This window comes from Streptomyces sp. NPDC059957, assembly GCF_042730015.1.
Classification (GTDB): domain Bacteria; phylum Actinomycetota; class Actinomycetes; order Streptomycetales; family Streptomycetaceae; genus Streptomyces.
On sequence record NZ_JBHWMB010000031.1, the window covers coordinates 71905 to 92934 of the forward strand.

Genomic DNA, 21030 nt, shown 5'->3' on the forward strand with positions numbered 1-21030 from the left:
GCGCAGGCCGCGCGAGCCGCCCAGGCCCGTGCAGGTCGCGTGGCGGCCCGGTGGGGCCTACATCCGGCTGAGCGAGGCCGCCGCGAAGAGGACGTCGCGGATGGCCTCGCGGTCGCCGTTCTGGCCGACCGCGGCCTCCTCCGGGGAGATGTGGCCCGCGGCGAGCTGGCAGAATTCGGCGCCGTCCAGGGCGATCCGGGCCACGGTGTGGTCCGGTGAGGGTTTCGCCGCGGGGGAGTCCAGGGCGATGTCCCAGCCGCCGCCTCCCGCACCCTCGATCTCCAGGTGCAGGGTCCGGCCCGGCGCCCCCGCCGCGACCAGCCCGCGCGGCGGCGCCGCCAGCCCCGCCCGCCGGCGCCCGGCCAGGGCCGCCGGCAGGAGCCGGGCCGCCAGGTCGATCATCCGGTTCAGGTGCGGCGCGGACGGCGGGTCGTACGGGTAGTCCACCGCCTCCGCGATGTCCACGGCGTGGACCCAGCACTCGAAGGCCCGTTCCAGGAAGGCGTCCCCGAGGGGCAGGGCGAAGGCGCCGTACTCCACGTCCAGTTCGGCGACGCCGCGGCCGGCGAAGGACACCGTGCGGACCAGGGTGTGGCCCTGCTCGCGCCACGGCTCGCGGACCCGGCGGGTGGTCGGGTACGGGGAGTCCTCCCAGAACCGCTCCGTGCGCTCGGTCGGGGTGCCCGCGGGCGCGTCCCGGCCCAGCGGGTCGTCCAGGCCCAGCGCGGCCGCCACGAGGCCGTCCACCGCCAGCAGGTGCCCGATGACCCCGGCCACCGTGGTCCGGCGCGTCTGGCGGCGCTCCTCCTCGAACCACTTCAGCCGGACCGGGGTGTGCCACTCCGAGTCCCCGAAGTCCCGCAGCAGCGCGTCCAGCCGGGCCGTCTCGGTGTCGTACGGGTTCGCCCACACCGGGACCGGGATGCGGGCCGGGCGCTTGCCGAGGCAGTCCTCCAGCACGCGCGAGCGCAGCAGCGGCTTGAGGTCGAGGCTGTCCTCCGGGTGCAGCAGCCCCACGGCGTCGCGCAGCCGCAGCGCCTCCTCGGCGCACGGCGCGCACTCGGTGAGGTGGTCCTCGACGGCCTGGGTCTCCTCCGCGGAGCAGGCCGCCAGGGCCCAGGCGCCGAGCAGGGACTTCAGTACGCCGTGCGTGGGCGGCGGCGCGACCGGGACGGGCTCGGGTTCGGGTTCGGCGGGCACCGGGACGGCGGGGAAGTCGGAGATGTCGGTGTACTCCGGGTACTCCGCGTCGTCGAGGACGGTCAGGTCGTCGAGGTTGTCGAGGTCGTCGGCGGCCCCGCGCGGGCCCGGTATGCGCGCCGGGCCGCCGGGGTTCGGGGGCCGTTCGTACTCTTCGCCGTCATCTTCGCCGAAGGGGCTCGGCGGCGGCATCGTCATCGGGGCGTTCCAAATCCGGAGGGGCCGTAGCCGGGCGGGACGGTGTCCTCGCGCGGAACGGCGTTGGCCGTGGACAGGAGTTGCAGGCCCAGGCGCAGCCGGCGCCGGGCCTCGTCCTCGCTGATCTGCAGGTCGGCGGCGGCCTGCCGGTAGTCGCGGCGCTTGAAGTAGGCGAGTTCGAGCGCGGCCCGCAGGGGTGCGGGCATGGAGGTGACGATGAAGTCGGCGCGGGCCGCCGCGTTGGCTCTGCGCACCTTCTGTTCCAGTTCCTCGCGGGAGCCGTTGCCCAGTTCGGCCTGGCGCAGGCGGGCCACGGCCTGCCCCTGGGTGATGCGGGCGACCCAGGAGCGCATGGAGCCCTGTTTGGGGTCGTAGGCGTCCGGGTTCTCCCAGATGTAGCCGAAGACCTCGCGGGTGACCCGGTCGGCGGCCTTCTCGTCATTGAGGACCCGGTGGGCGAGGCTGTGCACGAGCGAGGCGAAGCGGTCGTACAGCTCTCCGAGCGCGGCGGCCTCGCCGCGGGCCAGGCGTTGCTGCATGCGGCGGTCCCAGCGCGGTGGTGCGTCCTTCGGCATCGTGCCCCCAGCCGGCGTTCCCGGTTTCGCAGCCGTGTGTCGACCACTCGAATGTAGTGGGCATGCAGCGGTCCGCGCCCGTTTTGCCAGAACCTCGTTCCGGAAGCGCGCCCTGCGTGATAGGGGCGTAGCTCGGTGTGAACGGGGTAGTGCGGCCGGGCACATGGGTACAGGCGTACGCGCCCCGCCGCGCTCCTCGTGCGCTGGTTCGATGCGGCCACCTCCTTGCCCGCTTCGCTTAACGCGCAGGCCACGTAGGCCTTACGCTCCTGTCCTGTCTTGAACTGACCCCACCGCATACGTGAAGGCGGAACGCCGAACATGGACAGCGCAGAATACGAGCGCAAGATCGCCGCCCGATTCGCCACCTTCGACCAGGACGGGTCGGGCTATATCGACCGGGAGGACTTCAGTACGGCGGCCAAGGCGGTCCTGGCCGAATTCGCCGTGGCGGCCCGGTCCGACAGGGGGCAGGCGGTGTTCGCGGGCGCGGAGGCCTTCTGGCAGGGCATGGCCGGCATCGCGGACGTGGACGGGGACCAGCGGGTGTCCCGCGAGGAGTTCGTCACGGGCGCGGCGAAGCGGCTGCGGGACAACCCGCACCGGTTTGCGGAGATCGCGCGGCCCTTCCTGCGGGCGGTGATCGCGGTGGCGAGCCCCGCCGAGGACGCCGCCCGCGGCGCGACCCCGGCGGCGACGGCGCGCGTCCTGCGCGTGCTGGGCACCCCGGAGGAACTGGCGGGCCCGGTCGCGGCGGCCCTGGACGCGGACGGCGACGGCCGCATCTCGGAGGACGAGATCCTGGCGGCCTTCGCCGGCTACTGCGGGGTGGCGGCGCCGGACGCGTAGGCCCTGGCAGGGCGGGAGCGGGGAGGCGGGGCCGGAGTCCCGCAGCCCCGCCGCGCCCGTGAGCCGCGCCTGCCCGACAGGGGCCAGGGTCTACGCGAAGCGTTCGCGGAGTTTGTACTTGAGGACCTTGCGCAGGGCGTCGTTGCGGGGGAGCGCCTCGACCAGTTCCAGTTGTTCCGGGAGCTTGTGGGTGGAGAGGCCCTCCGTGCGGAGGTGCGAGGTCACGTCGGCCAGGGTCAGGGGGGCCGCGCCCGGGGGCTGTTCGACGACCGCGCAGACGCGTTCGCCGCGCTCCGGGTCCGGCAGGCCTATGACGGCGACGTCGGCGACGGCGGGGAGCTGGTGGAGCAGGTCCTCGATCTCCTTCGCCGAGATGTTCTCGCCCTTGCGGATGATGACGTCCTTGCTGCGGCCCGTCAGGACCAGGTAGCCGTCCTCGGTGAGGTGGCCGAGGTCGCCGGTGATCAGGTAGCCGTCGGCGTCGAAGACCCCGGTGTTCTGGTCGCGGTTGAGGTATCCCTGGCAGACCGCCTCGCCGCGGAGCCGGACCTCGCCGTCGGTGTCCGGCGGGAGGAGCGCGCCCTCGGGGGTCGTGATGCGGATGGACATGCCCCGCGGGGGCCGGCCCTCGGTGGTGGCGAGGTTCTCCGCGGTGTCGTCCGGGGCGCCCATCGTGATCATGGGGACCTCCGTCATTCCGTAGCCGTGCGTGAGCTGGCAGCCCAGCTCGCGGACGACCGCGTGGTAGATCTCCGGGGGCTTGGGGGCGCCGCCACCCGCGAGGAGGCGGAGGGTGGGGATGAGTTGGGCGGACGGGTCCTTGCGCTGCTCGGTGAGGAACATCGAGTAGAAGGCCGTGGAGCCGCCGGCGACGGTGACCCCGTGGCGCCGGTAGCCGTCCAGGGCGCCGGGCATCGCGAACTTCTCGAACAGGACCGCCGGGAACCCGTAGAGCAGCAGCATCACCGTGTAGTCGGGGCCGGCGATGTGGGCGAACGGGAAGGCCATCGAGCCGACGTCGTCCGGTGACAGGTGCAGGGCGTGGGCCAGGCAGGAGCCGCCCGCGATGAGGGAGCGGTCCGTGTGCAGGACGCCCTTGGGGTCGGAGGTGGTGCCCGAGGTCCAGTAGATCCACCGGACCGAGACGCCCTCCTCGGGGGGCGGGGGGAGCACCGCCGGGTCGCCGGTGGGGAGGGACTCGTAGGCCTCGAAGACGCCGTGCGCGCCGAGGCGGTGCGCCATCGCCGTGTGGTCGAAGCCCCGCCAGACGCCGGGGACTGCGAAGAACTCGGCCTTCGACTCGCGCAGGGCGAAGCCGACCTCGCGGTCCCGGTAGAAGGGGATGACGGGCGTCTGGACGGCGCCGATCCGGGCGAGGGCCACCGAGAGCAGCACGGTCTCGATGCGGGTGGGGAGCTGCCAGGCGACCACCGTGCCGGGGCGCACGCCCATGTCGTGGAGGCCTGCCGCGACCTGCTCGGAGCGGTCGCGCAGTTCCGCGAAGGTCAGCCGGCGGTCGTCGGCGGGATCCTCGGCGGCCTCGATGAGGACGGGTGCGTCGGGGGTCATGGCGGCCCGGCGGGTGATCAGGTCCCAGAGCGTCCGGGACCGGCTGAGTTCGACTGCGGTGCTGTCCGTCATCCCGGACCGACCTCCCCTGGCCGACATGACCTGACGGATAGTCAGATCAAGCGCAGAGCGTAGGGCGCGGACGCTTGTCGGTCCAGAGGCGGGGAGCTAGCTTGGTTCCAGATTTCTGACGCTCCATCAGATTTGCCCGGGCGGCGGATCGGAGCGACGGATCCATTCGGCATGCGGCGAGGGGACACCATGGAACTGCCTCGGATCATCAGCGTCGACGACCACGTCATCGAACCGGCCCACCTCTTCGACGTCTGGCTGCCCGCCAAGTACCGCGACCGCGGGCCCAAAGCGCTCACGGCCGGCATCGGGGAGCTCGCCTACACCGGCGGCAAGTACGTAATCACCATGGACCCCGACGGCCCGCCCACCGACTGGTGGATCTACGAGGACCTGAAGTTCCCGTACAAGCGCAACATCGCCGCCGTCGGCTTCGACCGGGACGAGATGACCCTGGAGGGCATCACCCGCGAGGAGATGCGGCGCGGCTGCTGGGACCCCAAGGCGCGGCTGCTCGACATGGACCTCAACCACGTCGAGGCCTCGCTCTGCTTCCCGACCTTCCCGCGCTTCTGCGGGCAGACCTTCGCCGAGGCGCACGACAAGGAGGTCGCCCTGGCCTGCGTGCGCGCCTACAACGACTGGATGGTCGAGGAGTGGTGCGGGGACAGCGGCGGCCGGCTCATCCCGCTCTGCATCATCCCGCTCTGGGACATCGACCTGGCCGTCGCCGAGATCCGCCGCAACGCCGCCCGCGGGGTGCGGGCCGTGACCTTCTCCGAGATCCCCACCCACCTCGGCCTGCCGTCCATCCACTCCGGCTACTGGGACCCCTTCTTCGCCGTCTGCCAGGAGACCGGCACCGTCGTCAACATGCACATCGGGTCCAGCTCCCAGATGCCCGCCGCCTCTCCCGACGCCCCGCCCGCCGTGCAGGCCGCGCTCAGCTTCAACAACGCCATGGCCTCGATGATGGACTTCCTGTTCAGCGGGGTGCTGGTCAAGTTCCCGACGCTGAAACTGGCGTACAGCGAGGGCCAGATGGGCTGGATCCCGTACGCCCTGGAGCGCGCCGACGACGTCTGGCAGGAGCACCGTGCCTGGGGCGGGGTCAAGGACCTGATCCCCGAGCCGCCGTCCACGTACTACTACCGGCAGATCTTCTGCTGCTTCTTCCGCGACAAGCACGGGATCGCCTCGCTCGACGTCGTCGGCCGCGACAACGCCACCTTCGAAACCGACTACCCGCACGTGGACTCGACCTTCCCGCACACCAAGGAGGTCGCCCTCGACCACGTCAAGGGCCTCGACGAGGAGACCGTCTACAAGCTCATGCGCGGAAACGCCATCCGCATGCTCGGTCTCGACTTCGACAAGGACCGGCGGACGGGACGGTAGGCGCAGTGGACCTCACCTACACCGAGGAGGAACAGGAGTTCCGCGGACGGCTGCGCGCCTGGCTCGCCAAGGAGCTCCCCGGGCTGCCTCCCAAGCCCTCGCCCGACGACTGGCCGGGCCGCCGCGCCTACGACGCCGGCTGGCAGCGCAGGCTGTACGACGCCGGGTACGCCGGACTGCACTGGCCGGTGGACGCCGGCGGCCGCGGGGCCACCCCCACGCAGCACCTGATCTTCCTGGAGGAGACCGAGCGCGCGGGAGCCCCGTACGTCGGCGCGAACTTCGTCGGGCTGCTGCACGCCGGCCCGACCATCGCCGCCGAGGGCACCGCGGAGCAGCGCGCGCGCTGGCTGCCGCCCGTCCTGCGCGGCGACGAGGTGTGGTGCCAGGGCTTCAGCGAGCCGGACGCCGGCTCCGACCTGGCCTCGCTGCGCACCCGCGCCGTCCGCGACGGCGACGAGTACGTGATCACCGGCTCGAAGATATGGACCTCGCACGCGGAGGTCGCCGACTGGTGCGAATTGCTGGTCCGGACCGACGGGGACGCCCCCAAGCACCGGGGGATCTCCTGGCTGGCCATGCCGATGGACGCGCCCGGGGTGACGATCCGGCCGCTGCGCACGCTGGCCGGGTCCACGGAGTTCGCCGAGATGTTCCTCGACGAGGTACGGGTCCCGGTCGCCAACCGGGTCGGCGCGGAGAACGACGGCTGGCGGGTCACGATGGTGACCCTGTCCTTCGAGCGCGGCACCGCCTTCGTCGGCGAGGTCGTCGCCTGCCGGCGCACCCTGGGCGAGCTGGCGCGCACCGCGAAGGCCAACGGCCGCTGGGACGACCCGGTGCTGCGGCGCCGGCTGGGCCGGCTGTACGGGGAGTTCGGCGCCCTGTGGCGGCTCACCCAGTGGAACGTCAGCGAGTCGACACGCTCGGGCGGGGTCCCCGGCATCGGCGGCAGCGTCTTCAAACTGGCGTACTCGCACGCGCGCCAGGAGCTGTACGACACGGCCGCCGAGGTGCTGGGGGCCGGCTCCCTCTCGCTGGAGGAGGAGTGGACCCTGGACCGGCTCTCCTCGCTCTCGTACACGATCGCGGCGGGCACCTCGCAGATCCAGCAGAACATCGTGGCCGAGCGGATCCTCGGCCTTCCGAAGGGCAGGTGAGCGTTCCGTGGACTTCCAGCCGACGCAGGACCAGCGGGACCTGCGGGCAGGCGTACGGGACCTCCTGGCGGGCCGGTACGGGCGCGAGGAGCTGCGGGCCTCGGTCGACCGGGCGGCCGCCACCGGCCGGTCCGTGGACCGCGAACTGTGGCGGGAGCTCGGCGAGGCCGGGTTCTTCTCGCTGCGGCTCCCGGAGGACGAGGGCGGGGTCGGGCTCGGGCTGCCGGAGGCCGTGCTCGTCTTCGAGGAGGCCGGGCGGGCGCTGCTGCCGGGACCGCTGGTCGCCACCCACTTGGCCGCCGGGCTGGTCGCGGGGGCCGCGGAGGGGGAGGCGGTGGTGACGGCCTTCGACCTGGAGGGCCCGCTGGTGGCCCACCTCGGCGAGGCGGACGCCGTGCTCGGCGCGGACGGGAAGCCGGCCCCGGCCGGCGCCGGGGACCCGGTGCGCTCGGCGGACCCGCTGACCCCGCTGGCGCGGGTGTCCGTACCGGGGCGGCCGGTGGCGGCCGGCGCGTACCGGGACGCGGGGGCGCTGCTGACGGCGGCGCTGCAACTCGGCAGCGCGCTGCGCACGGTGGAGCTGGCGGTGCGGTACGCCAAGGAGCGCGAGCAGTTCGGGCAGCCGATCGGTGCGTTCCAGGCGGTCAAGCACCTGTGCGCGCAGATGCTGGTGCGGGCGGAGGTGGCCCGTACGGCGGTCTACGCGGCCGCCGTGACGGCCGATCCGGCAGAGGTGGCCGGGGCCAAGCTGCTGGCCGACGAGGCGGCCGTGCGCAATGCCCGGGACTGTCTGCAGGTGCACGGCGGGATGGGCTTCACCTGGGAGGCGGACGTGCACCTGCACTTGAAGCGGGCGTGGGTGCGGGCGGAGCAGTGGCGGACCGCGGCGCAGGCGGAGGAGGCGCTGGCGGCGGAGCTGCTGGCGGCGGTGGAGTAGGTCGCCCGGCAGGTCGCCCGGCAGGTCGGCCGGGCGCGGCTGCTCGCTCGCTCGCTGTGACGGACGGGGGCGCGAGGGGTGCGGGAGGGACGGCGCGGGACGCATGTCCGATTACGGAGAGTTGATATCGGTTTGTGTCCTTCGCCCGCCCCATTGCGGCCCGGAGGCGGGGGGCCGCTCCGGTACGCTCCCGGGAATGCGAGCGGTTGAGCGGCGCGAGCGCCGCACAGTATGCACCACGCCTACTCCTTCACGCTGGAATATGCCCGAAGCGCTTGTTGTGGTGACTGTAGGTCAACCATGCTGCTCCGCAAGGGGGTCACACTGGGTGACCCCGTCCTGTCGCGAGGCGAAGTGTCCGCCGGTTCGGATGGTGTGAGCGGTGCAGGTGCTTCAGGTTCAGCTGGAGGTAGGACCGGACCCCGCCGAGGTCGGCCGGGCCCGCCGATGGGCCCGCTCCCGGCTCGCGGGCTGCGGCATAGGGGATGACGAGCCGCTCGCCGAGACGCTGATCCTGCTGATCTCCGAGCTGGTCACCAACGCCGTGGTGCACACCGGCTGTCCGGCCGTGCTGCGCATGCTCTTCGGGGAGCCGGGGGTGCGGGTGGAGGTCGCGGACGCGAGCGACCGGGCGCCGTCCCCGCGGCAGGCCGCAGGGGACGACACGGGCGGCCGCGGTCTGGAGCTGGTGGACGGTCTGGCGGACCGCTGGGGCTGGCAGCGCGAGGGCGCCGGGAAGCGGATCTGGTGCGAGATCGACCGGGCCGAGAAGATCGCGGAGGGGATCGCGGTCGGGGTCGCGGAGAAGGCTGTCGGGAAGGCCGCGGACGGCGCTTCGGGCGGGCCGGAAATCCAGGGCGCGATCCGGGAACCGCACGTGTACCTCTAACGAGGTGTTGACGGTTCGTCAACTGGTGATCACTCTTGTGTTGAACGATTCGTCGCGAGGGGACGCCAAGGGTCAGTCCTGCCTTGACGAGTGCGGGTCGTGGGGTGGCGGCCGCCGTGCCGCGCTCGGGGCGTGCATGCGCGCCGCCGCCACCCGCAGAACCTTCCCTTCCTGACGCGCCGCTCGCGCGGTGCGGCCCTGGCGGGCCCTACCGGCCTCGCGCCGCTGCGCCGGACTCCGTCCGTCGATGCCGCGGCGCCGCCCTGAAGTTGGTGCCGCCGCCCTGCAATGCGATGGCGCCCCCGGGTCGTCTTGAGGGTGAGGGGGTGTGGCCGGGTGGAGCCATCCGAAGAAACGTTTGCGGAGTTCGTCGCGGCAGCAGGACTCCCGTTGCTCCGCACCGCGCGGCTGCTGACGGGCGACTGGCATCTGGGGCAGGACCTGGTGCAGGTGACCCTGGCCAAGGTGTACGACCGCTGGGGCCGCGCGGGCCGGTACGACGCGCCGATCGGCTACGCGCACAAGGTCATGGTCACCACGTACTGCACGTGGCGCCGCAGGCGCTGGCACCACGAGCTTCCCCACGCGGCCCTGCCCGATGCCGCCGGCGGCTCCGTCGAGCCCGCCGCCGAGGCGGTCGCCGCCTCGGACCTGCTCGAACGGGCCCTGCTTAGCCTGCCGCGGCGCCAGCGGGCCGTCCTGGTGCTGCGCTACTACCAGGACCTCACCGTCGAGCAGACGGCGCAGATCCTGGGCTGCCCGAACGGCACGGTGACCAGTCTGGCCGCACGGGCGCTGACCCGTCTGCGGTCCCACCCCGAGCTCTGGCCGGGCGACGGTGCGAGTGCGAGTGCGAGTGCGGGTACGAGCGAGAGCGAGGCGGAGGCGCGATGAACGGGTACCCCGAAGAAGAGCTGCGCCGCGCCCTGCACGCGCTGGCGGACCGGCCGGCGGTGCCCGTGGCGGTGCCCGCGCCAGAGGGTGTCGTCCGGGAGGCCGCCCGTATCCGCCGGCGCCGCAGGGCGGTCGGCGCCGGGGTGGTGGCGGCCGTCGCGGCGCTGGCCGTGCTCGCCCCGCCGTGGTCGCCGGACGGCGGGTCCCGGACGGCGGCCCCGCCCGCCGCGTCGGAGGGACCGCCGAGCGCGCCGGCCGATCCCACCGGCCCGGCGCTCGGGGTCCCGTACCCGCACGAGCTGTACGTGCACTGCGGGATCCGGTACACGAAGTTCGCCGGCCGCTGGTGGCGCGCCGAGCCGGAAGTGCCCGAGGAGGCCCTGGACACGGCTCTCTGGGGCGACCCGTACACGGCGGGCACGATGGTGCTCGTCTCGGCGGTCGAGGCGCACTTCCTCCGTGACGGCGCGGGCCCCGCGTTCGTCTTCCGCCCCTTGGTGGTCGAACCGCCGCCCTGCCGCTGAGCGTCTCCACGTGCGTTCCGGCCCGGGGCCGGGTGCTCGTGGTCCGCGTGGAATCATGAGGTGTACATGACGTATCCGCATCGCTGTCCGTGGTGCGTCGTCCCGCCCCGAAGGTCCACCCTCACCGCAGCAGGAGCACAGCATGGCAAACCCGTACGAGGCGACGCCTCCGCCCGCCCCGAGGCGCCGCGGGAGCAAACTCCCCGGCTTCCTCGCTCTCGTCCTGGTCGCCGCCGGCGTCTACGGAGCCTCCCAGTGGCTCGGCGACGACGGCGGCGCGAGCGACTCCAAGGCATCCGCGTCCGCTTCCGCGTCGGCCTCCGCCAAGCCGTCCAAGGACCCCGGGAACCCGGAGTCCTCCTCCGACACGTCGAGCACGTGGGCGGTGGGCGACTGTGGCGGCCCCGACCCGGACAACCGGCCCGACGGCTACCGGCCGCAGAAGTGCTCCGCGTCCGGCGCCACCTTCAAGGCGATCGACATCAAGGACGCCAGCATCCTGCCGGGCGCGATCCAGTGCCCGCCCGGCACCGACCTGATGATCCAGGTGAGCATTTCCTACGGCTCCGCGAAGTCGGGCGGCATCCCCACCAACACCGTCTGCGGCCGCAACCTGACCGGCGAGCACCCCGGTGACGCGGGCGCCGGCGGCGGCCAGCTGGTGCAGGGCGACTGCGTGACCGACCAGGCGCAGGAAGTGCCGTGCGCCTCGGGCGGTTCGGGCGCGTACAAGGTGCTCGCCCTGGTCAAGACGAAGGCCGAGTGCCCGTCCGGGACCACCGAGCCGATGCGGCTGACCATGGCGGTGGGCCGTCCGTACGACGTGATCTGCGCCAAGGGCTGAGCCGTGGGCGGTCGACCGCAGGCGCCCGCGCAGGCGCCCGCGTAGACGCCCGCGTAGGCGTTCAGAGGATGGCGACCGGGGCCACCGGGGTGCCGACCGCGCCGACGAAGGGTTCCGGCATGGCGGAGAGGAGGAACGAGTAGCGGGACTCTTCCGCACAGGCTGTGGACAACTTTTCGAGGTTCCAGTTCTGGCCCTGGTGCATGCCCATCTCGACCAGGTCCAGGGCGTGCACCGGCAGCCACAGGTTCTCTATCTCCGGCGGGAAGATCTCGAAGGTCAGGGTGTCGTTCGCGACGGCCGCCACGTCCCGCGCGTGGAACCACTCGGGCGTACGGACGGACAGGCCGGGCGACGGGTAGCCGTAGCCGTGCTTGTCGCCCGCCAGGTAGACCTGCACCTGGCCGGTGCGGACCAGGACGATGTCGCCCGCGCGGACGGTGACCCCGCCGAACTCCTCGGCCTGCTCCAGGTCCTCCGGGGTGACCGGGTGGCCGCCGGGGAGCCGGTCCAGGCCTTTGGCGCGGGCGACGTCCAGCAGGACCCCGCGCGAGACGATGTGCCCGGCCTTGTCGATGCCGCTGAACTCGGCCCGGCCGTGCGCCGTGATGGTGTCGGCGGGGCGGTCGTTGTAGATCTTCCCCGAGTGCGAGACGTGCGTGAGCGCGTCCCAGTGCGTGCCCGCCTGGAGCCCGAAGGTCACCGCGTCGTCGCTGCACGCCACCGTGCCCGGCCCGAAGAGCTCCTGGTTGATCTGCACCATCGTGTGCAGCGGGTTGATGCGGCCGGGGATCATGCCGGACTGCACCCCGTCCTCCTTGAGTGGGAGGGCCAGGGGGATGCGGCGCCCCGTGCGGATCTCGGCCGCTGCCGCGCGGACCACCTCGTCGGTGATGAGGTTGAGGGTGCCGATCTCGTCTTCGGCGCCCCACCGGCCCCAGTTGTTGACGCGCTTGGCGATGTCGTGGAACTCGGCGGGCATGGCCATGGATCTCATCAGCTCCTCGTAGCGAAATGAACGGCGGTGGCGAACTGGGGCTTGTGCTGGCGCATCCGACTGCCCATAGAATCTAACGGACCGTCAGAAAACGCGGGAAGGGGCCGGACGTGGGGAACTTCTTGGCAGGCAAAGTCGTCGCCGTCACAGGCGCCGGCCGGGGCATCGGGCGGGCCGTGGCACTCGCCGCGGCCGCCGAAGGTGCCAAGGTCGTCGTCAACGACTACGGCGTGGGCATGGAGGGCAACGAGCCCACCAGCGAGATCGCCGAAGCGGTGGTGAAGGAGATCCTCGCCGCGGGCGGCGAGGCCGTGGCCGTCGCCGACGACATCTCGACCATGGCGGGCGGCCAGCGCATAGTCGACACCGCGCTCGCCCAGTACGGACGCATCGACGGAGTCGTCTGCGTCGCCGGCATCCTGCGCGAGCGGATGCTGTTCAACATGTCCGAGGAGGAGTGGGACCCCGTGGTCGCCACCCACCTCAAGGGCACTTTCACCGTCTTCCGCGCCGCCTCCGCCGTCATGCGGCGCCAGGGCACCGGCACGCTGATCGGCTTCACCAGCGGCAACCACCAGGGCTCGGTGGCCCAGGCCAACTACAGCGCCGCCAAGGGCGGGATCATCTCGCTCGTCCGCTCCGCCGCGCTGGGCCTGGCCAAGTACGGGGTCACCTCCAACGCCGTCGCACCCGTGGCGCGCACCCGGATGTCGGCCAACGTTCCGATGGAGCTCAAGGAGATCGGCGAGCCCGAGGACGTGGCGGCGCTCGTCACCTACCTGCTCTCCGACAAGGCCGTGGCCGTCGGCGGCGAGAAGATCACCGGGCAGGTCTACACGATCGCCGGCCCGAAGATCGCCGTCTGGGCGCAGCCCCGCGAACTGCGCGCCGGCTACGCCGAGGGCTCCTGGACCCCCGAGAAGATCGCCGACTTCCTGCCCGGGACCGTCGGCACCGACCCGATGCCGATGCTCGCCCAGCTCGAAGCCATGGCGAAGGCGGCGGCCGCCAAGGACCGCCCCAACGCCTAGGCCGTCGCCGGGCGTTCGGGGTGGCCCCGATGGCCCGGCCGTCGGACCGGCGCGTACGCGTGCCAAGGCACGAGAGACCGGCCCAGCGGCCGGACAGGACCCAAGGGGGGCACCGACCATGGACTTCCGCTTCGACGAGGAGGACGAGGAGCTGCGCGGTCACGCCCGGGCGTGGCTGGCGGAGCACCTCGTGGGCCCGTACGAGGAGGCCATCGGCCTCGGCGGGCCGGGCAGTGAGCACGAGGGGGTCGAGGTCCGCAGGGCCTGGGAGCGCGAGTTGGGGCGCGGCGGCTGGATCGGCCAGGGCTGGGAGACGGGGGAGGGCGACGCTGAAGCAGGCGCCTACGGCAACCGGCGCCTGTCCCTCACCGGGCAGGTGGTGTGGGCCGAGGAGTACGCGGCCGCGCGCGCCCCGGCCCGGGTCGGCCACATCGGCGAGAACCTCCTCGCGCCGACGCTGATCGCCTACGGCTCCCCGGAGCAGCGGGCCCGCTTCCTCCCCGGCATCGCCCGCGGCGAGGAGCTGTGGTGCCAGGGGTACTCCGAACCGGGCGCCGGCTCCGACCTCGCGGGAATCCGTACGACGGCGGTACGGGACGCGGCCGACGGCCTGTACCGGGTCACCGGGCAGAAGATCTGGACCTCGCTCGCCCAGGACGCCGACTGGTGCTTCGTCCTGGCGCGCACCGGGGCCGGTTCCGAGCGGCACCGCGGGCTGTCCTTCCTCCTGGTCCGCATGGACCAGCCGGGGAAGGTCGAGGTCCGGCCGATCCGGCAGATGTCGGGGACCTCCGAGTTCAACGAGGTGTTCTTCGACGGGGCCGTCGCCGCCGAGGTGGTGGGCGGGGAGGGCAACGGCTGGTCCGTGGCCATGGGACTGCTCGCGCTGGAGCGCGGGGTCTCCACGCTCGTCCAGCAGATCGGCTTCGCGGCCGAACTGGAGCGGGTGGTCCGGGCGTACGTGGACGCAGGCTCCGGCGACCCGGTCCTGCGCGAACGCCTCGTACGGCAGTGGGCCGAGCTGCGCACGATGCGGTGGAACGCGCTGCGGACGCTGGGCGCCGCGGGCGGCTCGGGCGGGGACCCCGGCGCGCCCAGCGTGGCCAAGCTGCTGTGGGGCGGCTGGCACCGGCGGCTCGGGGAGCTGGCGGTGGAGGTCCGGGGCGCGGTGGCCACGGCCGGGCCGGGGCACTGGTCGCAGGGGACCCCGTACGAACTCGGACTCGACGAGGAGCAGCGGCTGTTCCTGTTCACCCGTGCCGACACCATCTACGGCGGCTCGGACGAGATCCAGCGCAACATCATCGCCGAGCGCGTGCTCGGCCTGCCTAAGGAGTCCAGGTGAGAGGCGTCGTATTCGACGGCAAGCAGGCCCAGGTGGTCGACGATCTGGAGATCCGGGACCCGGGGCCGGGGGAGGTGCTGGTCGCGATAGCGGCGGCCGGGCTGTGTCACAGCGATCTGTCGGTGATCGACGGGACGATCCCGTTCCCGCCGCCGGTGGTGCTCGGGCACGAGGGCGCGGGCGTGGTGGAGGCGGTCGGGTCCGGGGTCACGCACGTGGTGCCCGGCGACCACGTCTCGCTGTCCACGCTGGCCAACTGCGGGGCGTGCGCGGACTGCGACCGCGGCCGGCCGACGATGTGCCGCAAGGCGATCGGGATGCCGGGGCAGCCGTTCTCGCGGGGCGGCAAGCCGATCTACCAGTTCGCGTCCAACTCGGCCTTCGCGGAGCGGACGATCGTCAAGGCCGTGCAGGCGGTGAAGATCCCCAAGGACATCCCGCTGACCTCGGCCGCGCTGATCGGCTGCGGGGTCCTGACGGGCGTGGGCGCCGTGCTGAACCGGGCCAAGGTGGACCGGGGCGAGACGGTGGTCGTCATCGGCACCGGCGGCATCGGGCTCAACGTGCTCCAGGGCGCGCGGATCGCGGGCGCCACCACCATCGTGGCGATCGACGCGAACCCGGCGAAGGAGGCGGTGGCCCGGCAGTTCGGCGCCACGCACTTCATCGACGCCTCGGCGGTGGCGGATTCCTCGGCGGCCGCGAAGGAGATCCTGCCGACGGGCGCGGACCACGCCTTCGAATGCGTGGGCAACGTCAAGCTGATCCGGCAGGCGATCGACCTGCTGGACCGGCACGGACAGGCGGTCCTGCTCGGCGTGCCCGGCTTCCAGGAGGAGGCGGCCTTCCAGGTCTCGTCGATGTACCTGGACAAGACGATCATGGGTTGCCGGTACGGGTCCTCGCGCCCGCAGCGGGACATCGCGCTCTACGCGGAGCTCTACCGGCAGGGCAAGCTGCTGCTCGACGAGCTGGTGACGGAGGTCTACCCGGTCGAGGACTTCGACAAGGCCGCGGACGACGCCCACCACGGGCGGGTGGCCCGGGGGGTCCTCACGTTCTGACATCGGGGGCGCGGACGCGAGAGGGGCCCCGGCCGTTGCGGCCGGGGCCCCTCTCGTGGTGTGAGACCACCGGCCCGGGTCAACCGGTGAAGCGGCCGAAGCGGCCCTTGTGGAAGAGGAGGGGCTCGCCCTCGCCGGCCGCTCCCATGGCCTCGACCTTGCCCACCACGATGAGGTGGTCCCCGCCGGTGTGCACGGCGTGGATCCGGCAGTCGATCCAGGCGGGCACCGCGTCGAGCTGCGGCGAGCCCGTGGCGGGGGCCGGGGTGTGGGCGACTCCGGCGAACTTGTCGGCGCCGCTGACGGCGAAGGCCCGGCACAGCGCGCCCTGTTCGGCGCCGAGGATGTTCACGCAGAACACCCCGGTGCGCGCGATGCGGGGCCAGGTGGTCGACGTACGGGCCACCATGAAGGTGACCAGCGGCGGGTCGAGGGAGAGCGAGGCGAAGGACTGGCAGGCGAAGCCGGCCGGGCTGTCCTCGTCCTCGCCGGGCGGGGAGGTGATGATCGTGACCCCGCTGGCGAAGTTCCCCAGTACGGCACGGAACTCGGCCGGGCTGACGGGCGCGCGCTCGTCCTCGCCGACGGCCCGCAGATCGGGGCGGGGCAGTGCTTCGACGGGCTCGGCCCCGGGCTCCGCGACGGCGGAGGGGAGGGAGCCGACTGATCTGAGGTATCGGACGACGGTGGCCGCCATCCCTGCGTGTCCCATCACATCACCGATTGAAGCTGACGGTTCGTCAGATGGGAAGGGGAGTGTAGGGTCCACCATGGATTGAACGTGTTCAATTAGTGATCTCGGGGGGATCGCCGTGGGGACTGGCACGTGGAACGGCGTGGCCGTGGCGCAGGCGAAGGGCCGCGACTGGGGCGGTATCGCACCGGGTGCGGAGACCGTCGCGGCGGGGCAGTTCCAGGCCGCGGCGGTGTTCTGGCAGTTGGTCCAGTTCACGGAGGAGCCCTACGGCCGGGGCTACGGGGGCGGCATCGGGGTGCTCTTCAGCCTGGCTGTGATGTGCACCCTCCAGCCGGCGCTGATGCTCGGGGTCGGCGTGGTCCACAGTGCCCTGTTCACCACGCCGGTGATGGAACTCTCGAACTCCGTGGGCGTGCGCACCCGGATCCCCGCACCCTGGTGGGCCCTGCCGGCGGCAGGGCTGCTCGCAGCCGTGTACGCCGCGCCGATCGCCCTGCTGACCGGCAGCTCGTATGTCGGCACCTGGGGCTGGACGGCGGCCGCCGGGGTGCTCCCCACGGTCGTGTCGGTGTACGCGCGGATGCGGCAGAAGACGAAGGCCTCGGTACGGCGCTGGACGCTGGGACCGGCGGTGATCGCGATGTTCGCCGCGGTCGTCGCCGCGTTCGCCTGGCCGCCGTACGAACCGCCGGTCCTGGCGCACACCGATTACATCGGCGTGTGGACCGGCGACGGTGTCCGGCTGGAACTCGACGCACAGGGCGTAGCGATGGCGGAGAAGCTTCTGGTCGACGACGGGTTCGAGGTGGTCGACCGCTGCTCGGGACTCGGCACATGGAAGCCCCGCGAGGCGGACCGCCTCAACCGGGCGGGCGTGGTCCTCACCGTGCCGGAGTGCAAGGAGGCCTCGCTGACGTGGGAGCTGGCGGGCACGGTGCAGGCGCCTCAGCTGTTCGTGCTGATCGGCGACCCGGACGGCGGGGACGTGCGCGTACTGCGGAAGCGGGCGCGGTAGGCGCTCGGAGCGAGGCCCAGGGCCTGCTGGAACACCCGGCGCATGGTCTCGGCGGAACCGAAGCCTGACTGCTCGGCCACCGCGTCCACCGGATCGTCGCCCGCTTCGAGGAGGGCCTGCGCCGCCTCGAGCCGCACGGACTCCACGTACCGGCCGGGCGTCATCCCGGTCTCCGCACGGAACAGCCGGGCGAGGTGGCGGCCGCTGACCCCGGCGCCCCGGGTGACCTCGGCCGGCGTGAGCCGGGGGTCGGCCCCGATGGCGTCCATGACCATGCGCAGGACCGGATGCCCGGCCTCGCGCGGGGTCAGGCGGGCGCTGTACTGGGACTGGCCGCCGGGCCTGGCCATGAAGACCACCAGCTCCCGCGCGACCTCCCGGGCCACGGCCGGCCCGTGGTCCTCCTCGACCAGCGACAGCGCCAGGTCGATGCCCGAGGTCACCCCGGCCGAGGTGACCACGTGCCCGTCCTGGACGAACAGCGGATCCGCCTCCACGCGCACCAGCGGGTACGCCGCCGCGAGCTGCGCCGCGAGCCGCCAGTGCGTGACCGCCCGCCGCCCGTCGAGCACCCCGGTCTCCGCCAGTACGAAGGCCCCGGCGCACACCGAGGTGACCCGGCGCGAACGGCGCACGAGCTCGGCGACCAGGCCCGTCAGCGCGGGATCGGCGACGGCCCGCCGCCAGTCGCTCCGGCCGGGGACGACGAGCGTCCCGGGCCGGGCCGGCAGGCCGCCGGGGCCGCCGTCCGCGCCGATGCGTACGCCCGAGGAGGTGCGGACGTCGGCCCCGTCCGGGGAGACGATCCGGACCTCGTAGCGGGCGCCGTGGAGGTTGGCCGTACCGAACACCTCGGCGGGGCCGGTGACATCGAGCAGCTGCACGCCGTCGAAGGCGACGATGACGACGGGGTGCGGGGCCGCCCGCGCCCCGGGGTGCGCGGCTACTCGGCCCACGGGGAGTCCAGGACCAGGCGTACGAAGTCCGTACGCGCGAAACCGGGGACGTGGTGCGCGAGGACGTCGGCCTTGACGTTGCCGAAGGCGGTACCGGGCTTGGGCGCGACGCCGTCCGCGAAGGCGCGCAGGATGCGCTCCTTGAACCGGGGCCGCGGGTGCAGGGCCACGACCGCCGCGCGGTCCGCCTCGGCGAGGTCGTGGTAGCCGATGCCCAGCACGTCGTACTCCACGCCCGCCGTCACCAGCGCCACCTCGGGCTCCATGTGCTCCGGGATGCCCGGGGTGGTGTGCAGGGCGATCGCCGTCCACACCCGGCGCACCGAATCCTCGGGAACCTGGTGGCTCCGCAGGAACCGGGCGGCCTCGTCGGCGCCGTCCACCTCGAAGCGGCGGCCGCTGGAACGGAAGGGCTCGGTGAGGCCGAGGTCGTGGAACATCGCGGCCACGTAGAGCAGTTCGGGATCGGCCGCGATGCCGAGGCGCCGGCCCTGGAGGCTGCCGAAGAGGAACACGCGGCGGGAGTGGTCGTAGAGTAGCTCGCCCACGCTGTCCCGGACGAGCTCGGTCGCTTCCTTCGCCAGTCGTGAGTCCGGCACCACTGTCATGTTCTGCTCCTTCTTCGGGCTCCCCGCGGGTCGACTCCAGTCTTCGGGGCCCGTGCGGCCTCCCGCCATGGCCATCGGGCCACACATCCCACAGATACGGACACGGGGGCGAGATCGGCACGGCCGTACGGGTGAATCCATCGCCGTGCGGAGTCCCCCGGGGCGCGGGCCACGGACGGGCTCGGCATCGTGGCGGGGGACCGGAGACCCGGAGACAGGACCCTGCCGCAGCAGCGGCGCACGCACAGGAGGAACCTCATGCTCGGCACCGACTTCCGCAAGGGATCGCCCAACTGGCTCGACCTCGGGAGCCCCGACACCGACGCGGCCGTCTCGTTCTACACCGGAGTCTTCGGCTGGGAGTTCCTCTCCCTCGGCCCGGAGGCGGGCGGCTACGGCTTCTTCCAGGTCGACGGGAAGACCGTCGCCGCGCTGGGGCCGCTCACCGAGGAGGGTGCCACCTCGGCGTGGATGCTGCACTTCAACACCCCCGACATCCAGGAGACGACGGCTGCCGTCAGGGCGGGCGGCGGAGTGGTGCGCATGGAGCCCGGGGACGTCATGGGCGAGGGCTGGCTGGCGCAGTTCACCGACCCGCAGGGCGCGGAGTTCGCCTGCTGGCAGCCGGGGAAGACCGCGGGACTGGGGCGGACCTCCGAGGTGAGAAGCCTGGTCTGGGCGGAACTGCACGCCCCCGACCCGGTCGCGGCCGTCGAGTTCTACGCCGGGCTCTTCGGGTGGCGCTCCGCCGAGATGGAGGCACCCGGGATGACGTACCGGGTGCTGAGCATCGCCGACGGGGACCAGGAGGACGGCTCCTTCGGCGGGGTCGCACCTCAGGGCGACGGCGCGGGCCAGGGCGCCGGTGCGAACGAAGTCCCGCGCTGGGTTCCGTACTTCAACGTCGCAGACGTGGACGCGACCGTAGCCGCCGTCCGGGGCAGCGGGGGCTCGGTCCTGATGCCCGCCGCCGATGTCCCGGAGGTCGGCCGGATGGCGTGGACCGCGGACCCGGCGGGAGCGGTGTTCGCGCTGCTCACGCCGGACCCGCAGATGTAGCGCCGATCGGTCTCTTTCGCCTAACGGCCTCTTTCGCCTACCGGCCGAGGTACTTCGGGGTGCGGCGCTCCACGAAGCTGGCGACCCCCTCGTTCGCGTCGGCCGTGGTCATGTTGAGCTCCTGGGCGGTGGCCTCGGCGGCGAGCGATGTTGCCCGGTCACCGTCCAGGGAGGCGTTGACCAGCTGCTTCGTCAGGGCCAGGGCGCGGGTGGGGCCCTGCGCGAGGCGCTCCGCCCACTCCCGGGCGGTCTCCTCCAGCGCCTCGGCGGGCACCACCTTGTTCACCAGGCCGAGCCGCTCCGCCTCGGCGGCCGGGACGGCGTCGCCGAAGAACATCAGCTCCTTCGCCTTCTGCGGGCCGAGGAGGCGGGGGAGCAGGTACGCGCCGCCGCCGTCGGGGACCAGGCCGCGGCGGACGAACACCTCGATGAAACGGGCCGGTTCGGCGGCGATGACCAGGTCGCAGGCGAGCGCGAGGTGAGCGCCGATGCCGGCCGCGGTGCCGTTCACGGCGGCGATGACCGGCTTCTCGCAGTCGAGCACGGCCGTGATCAGGCGCTGCGCGCCGAGCCGGATCATGCGGGCCACGTCCCCGACGACCCGCTCCGCGGGGGCGGCCGGGGCTCCGCGCAGGTCGGCGCCCGCGCAGAAGCCCTTGCCGGTGGCGGTGATGACGACGGCGCGGACGTCTGGGTCGGCGGAGGCTTCGGCGAGCAGTGCGATGACGCGCTCGCGCTGGTCCCAGGTGACGGCGTTCATGGCCTCGGGGCGGTTCAGTGTGATCCAGGAGACGCCGCTCTCGAAGCGGTGGAGGACTTCGTCCTCCGGGATGGGGGTCATGGTGGAACTCCTGTTCGTGGGTGGGTGTGGCTGCGGGTGGGGGCCGGTGCCGGGGGCGGGGTGGGGTGTCGGCCTGGACTGCATGATTTAGGCGCCCTCTGCTCTACTCCGACAGGGCGCGGCCTCTTCCAGCGCCACAAATCACGCTTTACGTCCAGGCCGACACCCCACCCCGCCCCCGTCCCCGACCCGGGCCGCCCCTCCCGCTCCCGTCCGGGGGTGGGGCTTTCAGACCGCCCGCGCCATTCCAGCCGTCCGGCGTTTGAGGACCGGGGTCTGGGGCGGAGCCCCAGGGGTCCGGGCGCAGC

At 72.8% G+C, this 21030-nt stretch carries 21 protein-coding genes; 13 read left to right on the top strand and 8 right to left on the bottom strand.

The window, feature by feature from the left end; genetic code table 11:
• Positions 1–57: 57 nt before the first annotated feature.
• Positions 58–1398, bottom strand: a complete 1341-nt coding sequence (locus ACFWBW_RS21710) for a maleylpyruvate isomerase N-terminal domain-containing protein (protein ID WP_385374824.1) — start codon at positions 1396–1398, stop codon at positions 58–60.
• Complete coding sequence (locus tag ACFWBW_RS21715; protein ID WP_385374825.1) at positions 1395–1973, bottom strand: sigma-70 family RNA polymerase sigma factor; 579 nt, start codon at positions 1971–1973, stop codon at positions 1395–1397. Before ACFWBW_RS21715 ends, ACFWBW_RS21710 begins: the two co-directional genes overlap by 4 nt.
• Positions 1974–2294: 321 nt before the next feature.
• Between ACFWBW_RS21715 and ACFWBW_RS21720 the strand changes: the two genes are divergently transcribed.
• Positions 2295–2822, top strand: a complete 528-nt coding sequence (locus ACFWBW_RS21720; protein WP_385374827.1) for an EF-hand domain-containing protein — start codon at positions 2295–2297, stop codon at positions 2820–2822.
• A 90-nt stretch (positions 2823–2912) separates the two neighbouring features.
• Here the strand turns inward: ACFWBW_RS21720 and ACFWBW_RS21725 are convergent, their stop codons facing one another.
• Positions 2913–4463, bottom strand: a complete 1551-nt coding sequence (locus ACFWBW_RS21725; protein ID WP_385374829.1) for a class I adenylate-forming enzyme family protein — start codon at positions 4461–4463, stop codon at positions 2913–2915.
• A 189-nt stretch (positions 4464–4652) separates the two neighbouring features.
• Here ACFWBW_RS21725 and ACFWBW_RS21730 point away from each other — a divergent pair, with 189 nt between their 5' ends.
• The 7 genes from ACFWBW_RS21730 (at position 4653) to ACFWBW_RS21760 (ending at position 11109) form a co-directional block, all read left to right on the top strand.
• Positions 4653–5861, top strand: a complete 1209-nt coding sequence (locus tag ACFWBW_RS21730) for an amidohydrolase family protein (protein ID WP_385374831.1) — start codon at positions 4653–4655, stop codon at positions 5859–5861.
• Positions 5862–5866: 5 nt separating this feature from the next.
• Entirely contained in the window at positions 5867–7021 is a 1155-nt protein-coding gene (locus ACFWBW_RS21735; RefSeq protein ID WP_385374833.1) for an acyl-CoA dehydrogenase, read from the top strand.
• 7 nt (positions 7022–7028) lie between these two features.
• Entirely contained in the window at positions 7029–7958 is a 930-nt protein-coding gene (locus ACFWBW_RS21740) for an acyl-CoA dehydrogenase family protein (RefSeq protein WP_385374835.1), read from the top strand.
• A gap of 382 nt (positions 7959–8340) precedes the next feature.
• Complete coding sequence (locus tag ACFWBW_RS21745) at positions 8341–8847, top strand: ATP-binding protein (protein WP_385374837.1); 507 nt, start codon at positions 8341–8343, stop codon at positions 8845–8847.
• Between the two features lie 288 nt (positions 8848–9135).
• Positions 9136–9741, top strand: coding sequence for a SigE family RNA polymerase sigma factor (locus tag ACFWBW_RS21750; RefSeq protein ID WP_385374839.1), 606 nt, complete (start codon positions 9136–9138; stop codon positions 9739–9741).
• Complete coding sequence (locus ACFWBW_RS21755) at positions 9738–10265, top strand: hypothetical protein (protein WP_385374841.1); 528 nt, start codon at positions 9738–9740, stop codon at positions 10263–10265. The genes ACFWBW_RS21750 and ACFWBW_RS21755 overlap by 4 nt, the downstream gene beginning before the upstream one ends.
• Before the next feature lie 142 nt (positions 10266–10407).
• Positions 10408–11109, top strand: a complete 702-nt coding sequence (locus ACFWBW_RS21760; protein WP_385374843.1) for a hypothetical protein — start codon at positions 10408–10410, stop codon at positions 11107–11109.
• Positions 11110–11170: 61 nt separating this feature from the next.
• Here the strand turns inward: ACFWBW_RS21760 and ACFWBW_RS21765 are convergent, their stop codons facing one another.
• Complete coding sequence (locus ACFWBW_RS21765) at positions 11171–12097, bottom strand: cyclase family protein (protein WP_385374881.1); 927 nt, start codon at positions 12095–12097, stop codon at positions 11171–11173.
• Positions 12098–12216: 119 nt separating this feature from the next.
• On the opposite strand from ACFWBW_RS21765, the gene ACFWBW_RS21770 reads away from it, so the two are divergent.
• The 3 genes from ACFWBW_RS21770 to ACFWBW_RS21780 all read left to right on the top strand — a co-directional run bounded on the left by ACFWBW_RS21770 (position 12217) and on the right by ACFWBW_RS21780 (position 15546).
• On the top strand, positions 12217–13137 hold the full coding sequence (locus tag ACFWBW_RS21770; RefSeq protein ID WP_385374845.1) for an SDR family NAD(P)-dependent oxidoreductase: 921 nt from the start codon (positions 12217–12219) through the stop codon (positions 13135–13137).
• A gap of 118 nt (positions 13138–13255) precedes the next feature.
• Positions 13256–14482 (top strand): acyl-CoA dehydrogenase family protein, encoded by a 1227-nt coding sequence (locus ACFWBW_RS21775; RefSeq protein ID WP_385374847.1) that lies wholly within the window; start codon positions 13256–13258, stop codon positions 14480–14482.
• Positions 14479–15546, top strand: a complete 1068-nt coding sequence (locus ACFWBW_RS21780; protein ID WP_385374849.1) for a Zn-dependent alcohol dehydrogenase — start codon at positions 14479–14481, stop codon at positions 15544–15546. Before ACFWBW_RS21775 ends, ACFWBW_RS21780 begins: the two co-directional genes overlap by 4 nt.
• Before the next feature lie 79 nt (positions 15547–15625).
• Here the strand turns inward: ACFWBW_RS21780 and ACFWBW_RS21785 are convergent, their stop codons facing one another.
• Complete coding sequence (locus ACFWBW_RS21785) at positions 15626–16243, bottom strand: flavin reductase family protein (RefSeq protein ID WP_385374883.1); 618 nt, start codon at positions 16241–16243, stop codon at positions 15626–15628.
• Positions 16244–16358: 115 nt separating this feature from the next.
• Between ACFWBW_RS21785 and ACFWBW_RS21790 the strand changes: the two genes are divergently transcribed.
• Complete coding sequence (locus ACFWBW_RS21790) at positions 16359–17258, top strand: hypothetical protein (protein WP_385374851.1); 900 nt, start codon at positions 16359–16361, stop codon at positions 17256–17258.
• Here ACFWBW_RS21790 and ACFWBW_RS21795 read toward each other — a convergent pair.
• A complete protein-coding gene (locus tag ACFWBW_RS21795) occupies positions 17189–18214 on the bottom strand; it encodes a GlxA family transcriptional regulator (protein ID WP_385374853.1) in 1026 nt (341 codons plus the stop codon). The two genes, ACFWBW_RS21790 and ACFWBW_RS21795, sit on opposite strands and share 70 nt — an antisense overlap.
• Positions 18202–18822 (bottom strand): HD domain-containing protein, encoded by a 621-nt coding sequence (locus tag ACFWBW_RS21800; protein WP_385374855.1) that lies wholly within the window; start codon positions 18820–18822, stop codon positions 18202–18204. The genes ACFWBW_RS21795 and ACFWBW_RS21800 overlap by 13 nt, the downstream gene beginning before the upstream one ends.
• Positions 18823–19080: 258 nt before the next feature.
• Between ACFWBW_RS21800 and ACFWBW_RS21805 the strand changes: the two genes are divergently transcribed.
• The gene (locus tag ACFWBW_RS21805; RefSeq protein ID WP_385374857.1) at positions 19081–19881 is read left to right on the top strand and encodes a VOC family protein; all 801 of its coding nucleotides are present in this window, start codon (positions 19081–19083) and stop codon (positions 19879–19881) included.
• 37 nt (positions 19882–19918) lie between these two features.
• Here ACFWBW_RS21805 and ACFWBW_RS21810 read toward each other — a convergent pair whose 3' ends face one another.
• Positions 19919–20722 carry an enoyl-CoA hydratase/isomerase family protein gene (locus ACFWBW_RS21810; protein ID WP_385374859.1) on the bottom strand — a complete coding sequence of 268 codons (804 nt, stop codon included), beginning with the start codon at positions 20720–20722 and terminating at the stop codon, positions 19919–19921.
• Between the last annotated feature and the right edge of the window lie 308 nt (positions 20723–21030).

Coding starts and splice junctions, on each gene's coding strand:
- ACFWBW_RS21710 (WP_385374824.1), bottom strand. CDS start 1,398: ATGACGATGCCGCCGCCGAGCCCCTTCGGCGAAGATGACGGCGAAGAG.
- ACFWBW_RS21715 (WP_385374825.1), bottom strand. CDS start 1,973: ATGCCGAAGGACGCACCACCGCGCTGGGACCGCCGCATGCAGCAACGC.
- ACFWBW_RS21720 (WP_385374827.1), top strand. CDS start 2,295: ATGGACAGCGCAGAATACGAGCGCAAGATCGCCGCCCGATTCGCCACC.
- ACFWBW_RS21725 (WP_385374829.1), bottom strand. CDS start 4,463: ATGACGGACAGCACCGCAGTCGAACTCAGCCGGTCCCGGACGCTCTGG.
- ACFWBW_RS21730 (WP_385374831.1), top strand. CDS start 4,653: ATGGAACTGCCTCGGATCATCAGCGTCGACGACCACGTCATCGAACCG.
- ACFWBW_RS21750 (WP_385374839.1), top strand. CDS start 9,136: ATGCGATGGCGCCCCCGGGTCGTCTTGAGGGTGAGGGGGTGTGGCCGG.
- ACFWBW_RS21755 (WP_385374841.1), top strand. CDS start 9,738: ATGAACGGGTACCCCGAAGAAGAGCTGCGCCGCGCCCTGCACGCGCTG.
- ACFWBW_RS21760 (WP_385374843.1), top strand. CDS start 10,408: ATGGCAAACCCGTACGAGGCGACGCCTCCGCCCGCCCCGAGGCGCCGC.
- ACFWBW_RS21765 (WP_385374881.1), bottom strand. CDS start 12,097: ATGGCCATGCCCGCCGAGTTCCACGACATCGCCAAGCGCGTCAACAAC.
- ACFWBW_RS21775 (WP_385374847.1), top strand. CDS start 13,256: ATGGACTTCCGCTTCGACGAGGAGGACGAGGAGCTGCGCGGTCACGCC.
- ACFWBW_RS21785 (WP_385374883.1), bottom strand. CDS start 16,243: ATGGCGGCCACCGTCGTCCGATACCTCAGATCAGTCGGCTCCCTCCCC.
- ACFWBW_RS21800 (WP_385374855.1), bottom strand. CDS start 18,822: ATGACAGTGGTGCCGGACTCACGACTGGCGAAGGAAGCGACCGAGCTC.
- ACFWBW_RS21805 (WP_385374857.1), top strand. CDS start 19,081: ATGCTCGGCACCGACTTCCGCAAGGGATCGCCCAACTGGCTCGACCTC.
- ACFWBW_RS21810 (WP_385374859.1), bottom strand. CDS start 20,722: ATGACCCCCATCCCGGAGGACGAAGTCCTCCACCGCTTCGAGAGCGGC.